Source organism: Carbonatibacter coralli, from assembly GCF_039592655.1.
In the GTDB taxonomy this organism is placed as follows: domain Bacteria; phylum Pseudomonadota; class Alphaproteobacteria; order Kiloniellales; family Kiloniellaceae; genus Carbonatibacter; species Carbonatibacter coralli.
The window spans coordinates 47,953-55,872 of the sequence record NZ_JBBUTJ010000010.1 but is presented as its reverse complement, the minus strand read 5'-3'; the positions used below and the strand labels follow the sequence as shown (position 1 = coordinate 55,872).

The window sequence follows — 7,920 nt, the reverse complement described above, 5'->3', positions numbered from 1 at the left end:
ATCTGACAGTCGCCTGTCTGTCAGACGATCACTTCATGCTCTTTGGCTCCGGCGCCATGCAGGAGGCGCACCGCCGCTGGTTCGAAAAGGACCTGCCTGCCGATGTCAGCTACACAAATGTCAGTGACGACTGGCACGGCATTGCGCTTTCTGGCCCCAGATCCCGCGAACTCCTTCAGCGGATCACCCGTGAGGATGTCTCGGCAGAAGCCTTCAGATTCAGGGACCTCCGCCAGACTTTTGTCGGGGATGTTCCGGTTATTCTCAACCGGATTTCCTTCTCCGGCGAACTGGGCTTCGAGATCTATTGCAGGCCCCAATATCTGCTTCGCCTGGCCCAGGCCATTGAGGACAATGGCGCAGACCTCGGCTATCGCTGGTATGGAGCCCGCGCCCTGATGTCCCTGCGTCTGGAGAAAAGCTGGGGTGTCTGGACAACGGATTTCCGCCCGGATTTTGATGCTGTCGAGTCCGGCATGGATGCCTTTATCAACTGGAAGAAGGATTTCGTCGGCAAGGAAGCCACCCTGCAACTGCGAGAGGAAGGCCCGAAACGCAAACTGGTCACCCTTGTCATTGATGTTGAGGGGATTGACGTCTCCAACGACGAAGCCATTCTGAACGACAGGGGTGAAGCCATCGGCTATGTTTCCTCCGGGGGCTATGCCCACCACGTGCAAAAATCCATGGCCATGGGCTATGTCGATATCGACAAGGCCCAGGCGGGCACAAAGCTGCGGGTTGAAATCCTTGGAAAAACCTGCACAGCCGAGGTGCTTGGCGCACCAATCTACGACGCCAATGGCGCAAACATGAGAGCCTGAGACAAAAAGGGGGGATCACTGCGATCCCCCTTTTTTTCATGACGACCCCAAAAGGTCCCGCCCCCTTTTCAGGAACAGCTGATACTCTTCATCCGGCACAAGCTGCCCGCCGGTTGCCCACATCACATGGGTGGCGTTCGTCAGCGTTTCTGAAGAAATCCCCTGCTCTCTCAGGTAAGCCTGCCCCTCCTGCGTTCCGGCAATTGCAGCAGGTCCGCCAATCGCCGAAGCAGCCGATGGTTCAAGCTGCAGGTTTTCACAGTCCCGGGCCAGTGCGAGCCAGCGAAAGAGATCATCGTCAGCGACCGTATAGACACCGCTCAGGATTGGCTCCATAACCCCGGCGACAAACTGGCTCATCTCGGCAACGGCCATGCCGTCTGCCTCTGTCCTGTTGGTCAGCCCCAGTTCATAGACATCCCGCACGCGATCCAGACCGGAAGCCATTTGCACCAGGGCACAAGGAGACTGAACAGGTTCAACAAAGAAACAGTGCACATGATTTCCAAAAAGGTTTCTGGCACCAAAGGTCACCCCTCCGGGTGCTCCGCCAATCCCGCATGGCAAATAAAGGAAAAGCGGGTGCTCGGCATCAACTGCAATTCCTCCCTGATTGAGCTGTTCCTTCAATTCAAGTGCGGCTGCGGAATAGCCGTAAAACAACAGTTCCGAGCGTTCATCATCAACAAAATAAATGGTCTCGTCATTGTCAGCCTGCTCCCGCGCCGAAGCAACAGCAGTTCCGTAATCAGCCTGATGCTGCACCACTTCAACACCATGGCGACGCAAGCGTTCGACCTTCCATGGCTTGGCATCCGAGGACATGTGAACAACCGCGCGGAACCCGAGCCCTCGTGCAGCCATGCCGACACTCAGACCCAGATTTCCCGTTGAGCCTACAGCAACTGTATAGTTTCCAAAAACATCCCGGATTTCTTTTGTCGCCAGCCTGATCCAGTCATCTGCAGCAGAAACCAGTCCCAGCTCCTGTGCCAGTGCGCGGCCGTGCATGAAGACTTCATAAATGCCTCCGCGTGCCTTGACTGAACCTGCGACCGGCAACGCATGATCCCCCTTGATAAAACCCCGCCCCCTGTTCCGGTGACCAAGAGCTTTCCAGAGATCAGGCACTTCAATCAAGGCTGAGCGAACTCGTCCTGCCGAGGCCTCAAGTTCCGGAAAGCATTTCACGAGCAAGGGGGCCATGGCAGACCAGTTGGCAATGGCCTGGCTCACTTTTTCACCAGACGCCAGTTCTGTCTCTGCAGAACCGGGTCTGCTGTCTTGCCGGGAGTTATTGATCCAGACAGCAGGTTCAAGAGCCTGCAGCCTGTCTTGCAATCTTTTTTCCATCGTTTGGTTCTTTGTGCCTGATCATCAAATGAAGCAGCCTTAACGCGCCTGCAGGAAAAAACCAAGCCGCTTTTCACCCGTTCGGCATCGCATCCGGAACGGGACAGAGTTTTGTGCAAGACCAATCTTGCGCAATCTCCCGCGAAGAGGTTTTAACCCTCCTGATCACAAAAAAACCTGCATACACAATCAGTAAAAACAGAAAACATCGCTAAAATTAAAAACAAAAAAACATCTACTCGAATGTAATCCTTACAGGTCACTTAATCTTTTCCTGATAAAAACGGCAAATCAAACAGTCCGGCACCCCGGAAGGGATAACTCGTCAATCAAGAGAAGCTTTAAATGTCTGTATTTCATCATTCAGAACAGCAAAACAAAGGAAAAACGCTGCTGCAACCGGTCGCGAAGGGCTCAACAGCAACAGCGCGACCCGGATCTGCTGTAAGCGAATTGACTGGCCTGATTGGCCTGATGGCCTTTTTTGCCTCCTTGTATCTTTGCAATATCTTCGAATTAAAGCCTTCTCTGGCCCTGCTGATGTTGCTTGTCGGCACTGCTTTGCCCATGATTGTATCAAGCTTTCTTGTCGACAGGGTCCACCTGAACAAACACTCTGCCCTTGATTACTCACTCTGCCATCCCTGGAGCAGGGTCATCCCGGTCACACTCACCAAGCTGATTGGGCTTGCTGCGACCTTTGCCGTAATCGCCCTGGCCTATTCAGTGTTCAGAAATTACCAGCACCCGGACTTTACAGCCTATTTCCATATCCTTGCTGTCCTTGCTCCTGCCATATGGATTGTTTCTCCGCTCTACATTGCCTTTACAACACGACACATGCAGAACCCCGAGGATGATCTCTGGCACTTTGGAAAACTGATTTTATGCGATTTCAAATCGGTCGACCCTGAAAAAATCAAAAACCACTGCCTGTCATGGCTGGTCAAAGCCTTTTTCCTCGCTTTCATGATTTCAATTTTCCCGAAAATACTGGGAGGCGTTCTCTACAGTCACTTTGATGACATTGACAGCACTCTGATTGTTTTCTTTCTGATTACCCTGAAGATCACCTTTCTTGTCGATGTCTGCTTTGGCTCAATCGGGTACATTTTCACACTGAAGATCTTTGATTCACATATTCGTTCCGCCAATCCGCATCTGTCGGCCTGGGTTGCAGCCCTGATCTGCTATCCTCCCTTTGCCATCATGGTTGCAAACGGCCCCCTGGATTACAAAAGCGGTTCCCGGGAATGGCTTGAATGGTTCGCCGGAGAACCCGTTATTCTGGCCATCTGGGGATCGCTCATTCTGGCTTTGGCACTCATCTATGCATGGGCAACGGTCGCCTTTGGCATCCGCTTTTCAAATCTGACCAACAGGGGCATTCTGACCAATGGCCCCTACCGCTTTGTCCGTCACCCGGCCTATCTGTCCAAAAATCTGCTGTGGTGGATGATTTTCATGCCATTTCTCTCCCAGTCAGGCCCTCTGGATGCCTTGCAGAACAGCCTTTTGCTTCTCGTTGTGAATGCAATTTATTTTGCGCGGGCCAGGACCGAGGAAAGACATCTCCTGACCGATCCGGATTACCGGGCCTACTCCGGATGGATCAGCGAAAACGGCCTTTTTGCCCGCCTGAAAAAATGGCGCCCTGCTGAATGACACTGAAACGGCCAACCACAATCATACTGTTTCTGACTTTGTGTCTGGCAATGACAACCGTTCTTTATCAAGGCAAACACAGCGCTGCAGAGTTGCAAGAAAATCTGTTGAACTTCGCTGACAAACACGGTTTGAGAGCAGGTGTCGTGGCCTATCGTCAGCAAAACAATAGCTCTCCTGCCCTGTTCAGCTTCGGTCATGACGGCAAGGCAAACGAAATCCCGGCAAGCTCCGAGTTGAAATTCAAACTTGCCAGCCTTTCAAAACCGGTTACAGCAGCACTGGTTCTGAAAGTTCTCGATGAAAGAAAAATGTCAACGGACACGCCTCTGGCCTCTCTTCTTCCGTCCGAACTGTTGCCTCTTGCCACCGAGGCGTCCGAAATCACTGTCCGCCAGCTTCTGCAGCACACAGCCGGTTTTGATACGCAGGAAAGTTTTGACCCCTTTTTCATGACAGAGGAAGAACTGGCCTCCAGAACCGAACACACAAAGCAGCCCGTCAAGAACTGTACCGACGTACTTCAGATCATGCGCGAAGTTCCCCTGCAATTTTCTCCGGGGACCGCCTATGCCTATTCCAATCTGGGATACTGCTATCTGGAAAAAATCATCGAAACAGCAACCGGTCTGCCTTATGAGCAGGCCGTCAGACAGTACCTTCCCGAAACGAAAGCCTTTACCCTGTCGGTTGACAACCAGACAATCGAGTACACCCTTTCCTTTCCGGAACGCGACTGGCTTGTCAGCAGACCACAGGTCATCTCTGCCGCAGGGGGTTGGATTTCAGACATATCATCCTACTGGGAATTTGCATCGACTGCCTTGAACCCGGCTGTTGCCACTCCACCTCCCTTCCCTCAATCCCGGAATTACTACGGGCTTGGGTGGCGTGTCTGGAAAAACGGCAACGAACAGCTTTTTACACATTTCGGAGCGATGCCGGATGTCTTTACCGTTGTGATCAGGGATCATTCCGGTCCGCTTGTTCTGGCCCTGTTTCTGGGGCGTCCCGGAAATCCCGACCAGGCCTTTGCCGAGTTTTATCAGCAGATGCTTCCTCTCCTCCCCTGACGATTTCACGAGAGCCGTTTTCCCGGGATTTACAGACAAAGAAAAAGGGCAGCTCACAAGAGCTGCCCTGAAGGTAAGGATCATTCTGCCGGTGCTGTGGAAGCAGCAGCCTTTGCCCTTAATCCGTCACGATAAAGCGCTTTGGCCAGAGCAACACACATCAGCCCCATGACCATCGTAAACGGCAGGGCTCCAATGATCATGGCACTCTTGAGAGCCTCCATCGGATCTGCTCCGCCGTTCGTCTTGCCGGCAATCAGCAGTGTGCCGATGACCAGTGTCAGGATAACACCCCAGACAATGCGGTGTTTGATCCCGGTGTGCTGTTCCCCTCCGGACATGATTGTGTTCATGACCAGAATACCGGAGTCCGCGGATGTCACCAGGAAGGTCAGGATCAGGACCACACACATCACAGTGATCACAGACAGGAACCCGCCAGACAGCATCTGCTCCAGGGTTACAAAGAGCTTCGCGGTATTGGATGCTCCGATAATCGCACCTTCAGCTGCGCCGGACAGCTCCAGATCAATCGCGGTCCCGCCAAGAATGGTCATCCAGGCGAAGCAAACCAGCGCAGGTGCAAAAACGCAACCGATGATGAATTCACGAACCGAACGTCCCTTGGAGATGCGGGCCAGGAACAGGCCGACAAAGGGAGAAAAGGCAATCCACCAGGCCCAATAGAAAGTCGTCCAGCCAGCCTGCCAGCCGAACTGGCGACCGGGTTCACCGGCAGCATAGGCCGCAACCAGAACATCTTCAGACAAAGCGGCTGCCTCGCCTTCAAGACCGGATTTGAACCCTGCAAAGGATCCCCATGCATTTGTTGCTCCACCACGCAGAGCCTCTGCAAAAGGTGCCGCTTCAGCAGGCAGGGAAGCCGCAAAGGCTTCAGCCGACTGGGGACCAAAGGCGCCAAAGCTGAGAGAAACATAGTGGAACAAGTAATCCGCCAGAGAAGAGGCATAGGTCGTCATTGCAAAAAGGAATGACCCGAAGATCACAAAGGTCAAAAGCAGAATGATCGACAGCACCAGATTCAGGTTGGACAGATATTTCACGCCCTTGCCAACACCGGATACCGCTGAGACAACAGACAGTCCCATGATCACCACCAGACCAACAATCAGTCCGACTGTTCCCGGCGCAGGTGTTTCACCATTCAGGTCCATCAGCCACTGCATGGAGGTAATGGCATAGAGGCCGTCAATAAACTGGGACACCCCGAAACCGATGGTTACAGAGACGCCGAGAATGGTGGCAACCACCCCCAGTACGTCAACAACATGCCCCAGAAATCCATTCATCAGGGGACCAAACAAAGGCGTCAGAGCCGTTCTGATGGTCAGGGGCATTCCACGTGTATAGGCATAATAGGCAAGCGACAGCCCTGTCACAACGTAGATCGACCAGGCATGAAAACCATAGTGAAGGAAAGTGTAACGATAACCGGCCTGGACACCCTCTTCCGTATTGGGTGTTACAGCACCGGCCAGGACCTCGGGATTGGACCCCCAAAGCCCCAGGGGCTCAGCTGTCGCGAAAACCATAAGTCCCACGCCAAGACCTGCACCAAACATCATGGAGAACCACGAAAAGGTCGAAAACTCGGGCTTTTCACCGGCAGGCCCCATGATCCGTTTCCCGGTTTGGGGAAGCAATGCGATGACCAGCAGGAAAAAGGAAAAAAAGCCAACAATGATGATATAGAAGGCATTGAAGTCTTCCAGAAGCCGCCAGTTCAGGCTCCCCAGAATACCGTTTGCATTCGCTGGCCAAACCAGTGCCCACAACACCAGCGCGACCATGATAAGCTTGCTGAGCAAAGCGATTTCAACGCTGTGCCCCTCGTAAAATCCACCTCCGGATTTACGGATCTGCAAGTCAGTAAAGGGCTGCTTTATTGACATGAGTTCATACTCCCTGTTCAACTGTTACCTTAAGTGCCGGGTTTGATTTTTTGACGTTTTTCCGGCTTTTATTGCGAAGCCTTACTTCAGAATGGCTTCGATCTTTTCAAGCGTTGCCGTGTTGACAGCAACGCCGTTCCCTTGCGCAAGAAGGCGTTTTGAACGGCGTCCATCACCGGGAAGATGTGCACCTTCCTGAGAATGAATGGCCTCCACCAGCGCAAGAATTCCATCAGAGAAGTTGCCTCCTGCCGTCGCAGCAGGATCAACAGCAATGAAAAACTGACCTGTTTTCGGCGGCCCGCCAGCCGTACCGGAAAACGGCGAGGCATGAATGCCGAGTGTTGCACCGGTCAATGCCGCCGCCATAATCTCTGTCAGCAAGGCAATGCCTACACCTTTGTACCCACCGGACGGAGCCATTGAGCCCTTCAGCCCTATATTTGGGTCTGTCGTGGGATTTCCGTCCGCATCAAGTGCCCAGCCAACCGGGATGGGTTTCCCTTCACGGGCATGCTTCATCACTTCACTTTTTGCGATTGTGCTTGCACTCTGGTCAATCAGCAGTGCCGGTTGGCCATCATCGCCGGGAACAGCAATGGAAAAGGGGTTCGTGCCCACAACAGGCTTTGCCCCGCCAGACGGTGCGATGGATGCCGGAGCATTGGTAAAGCCGAGACCGACCAGCCCGGCCTGCGCCAGACGGTAGGTGTGATAGCCCAAAACACCGCAATTGTAGCTGTTTTTGATCGCCAGAACGGCAACGCCCTGCTCTCTGGCCAGAGGAATCAGCTTTTCAAAGCCAAGATCAATCGCAGCATGGGCAAAACCCGTTGCCGCATCCACATTCAACACGCCCGGTTTTGGTTGAGACAGGACAGGCTCAGCCTTGCCGTCAACCTTGCCACACTGCACATGTTCACAATAGATCGGAATGTAGGCAAGGCCGTGGCTGGCCACACCATCAGCCTCGGTGGCTGCTGTGGCCTGTGCCAGCGGGCGGGCGTTCTCCTCTGAAGTTCCGGCGGCGACAAGTGCCTGAAATGAAAGGTCTTCAATTTCAGTCAGGGTCAGTGTTCTGGTTTCGATCAT

The 7,920-nt window shown here is 53.3% G+C and carries 6 protein-coding genes; 3 read left to right on the top strand and 3 right to left on the bottom strand.

Translation table 11 applies throughout. The annotated features are described in order from the left end of the window. The coding region (locus AAAH10_RS15545; protein ID WP_343565228.1) for an aminomethyl transferase family protein at positions 1-824 on the top strand (824 nt) is incomplete at its 5' end. Between the two features lie 36 nt (positions 825-860). Here the strand turns inward: AAAH10_RS15545 and dsdA are convergent. Further along, positions 861-2,177 carry a D-serine ammonia-lyase gene (gene dsdA, locus AAAH10_RS15540; RefSeq protein WP_343565227.1) on the bottom strand — a complete coding sequence of 439 codons (1,317 nt, stop codon included), beginning with the start codon at positions 2,175-2,177 and terminating at the stop codon, positions 861-863. 345 nt (positions 2,178-2,522) lie between these two features. Between dsdA and AAAH10_RS15535 the strand changes: the two genes are divergently transcribed. Together AAAH10_RS15535 and AAAH10_RS15530 are read left to right on the top strand one after the other, a co-directional pair. Further along, positions 2,523-3,842, top strand: a complete 1,320-nt coding sequence (locus tag AAAH10_RS15535) for a methyltransferase family protein (RefSeq protein ID WP_343565226.1) — start codon at positions 2,523-2,525, stop codon at positions 3,840-3,842. A gap of 107 nt (positions 3,843-3,949) precedes the next feature. Beyond that, complete coding sequence (locus tag AAAH10_RS15530) at positions 3,950-4,915, top strand: serine hydrolase domain-containing protein (protein ID WP_343565225.1); 966 nt, start codon at positions 3,950-3,952, stop codon at positions 4,913-4,915. Positions 4,916-4,995: 80 nt separating this feature from the next. Here AAAH10_RS15530 and AAAH10_RS15525 read toward each other — a convergent pair whose 3' ends face one another. Both AAAH10_RS15525 and AAAH10_RS15520 read right to left on the bottom strand, forming a co-directional pair. Continuing rightward, entirely contained in the window at positions 4,996-6,828 is a 1,833-nt protein-coding gene (locus tag AAAH10_RS15525; protein WP_343565223.1) for a BCCT family transporter, read from the bottom strand. 81 nt (positions 6,829-6,909) lie between these two features. After that, complete coding sequence (locus tag AAAH10_RS15520; protein ID WP_343565222.1) at positions 6,910-7,920, bottom strand: Ldh family oxidoreductase; 1,011 nt, start codon at positions 7,918-7,920, stop codon at positions 6,910-6,912.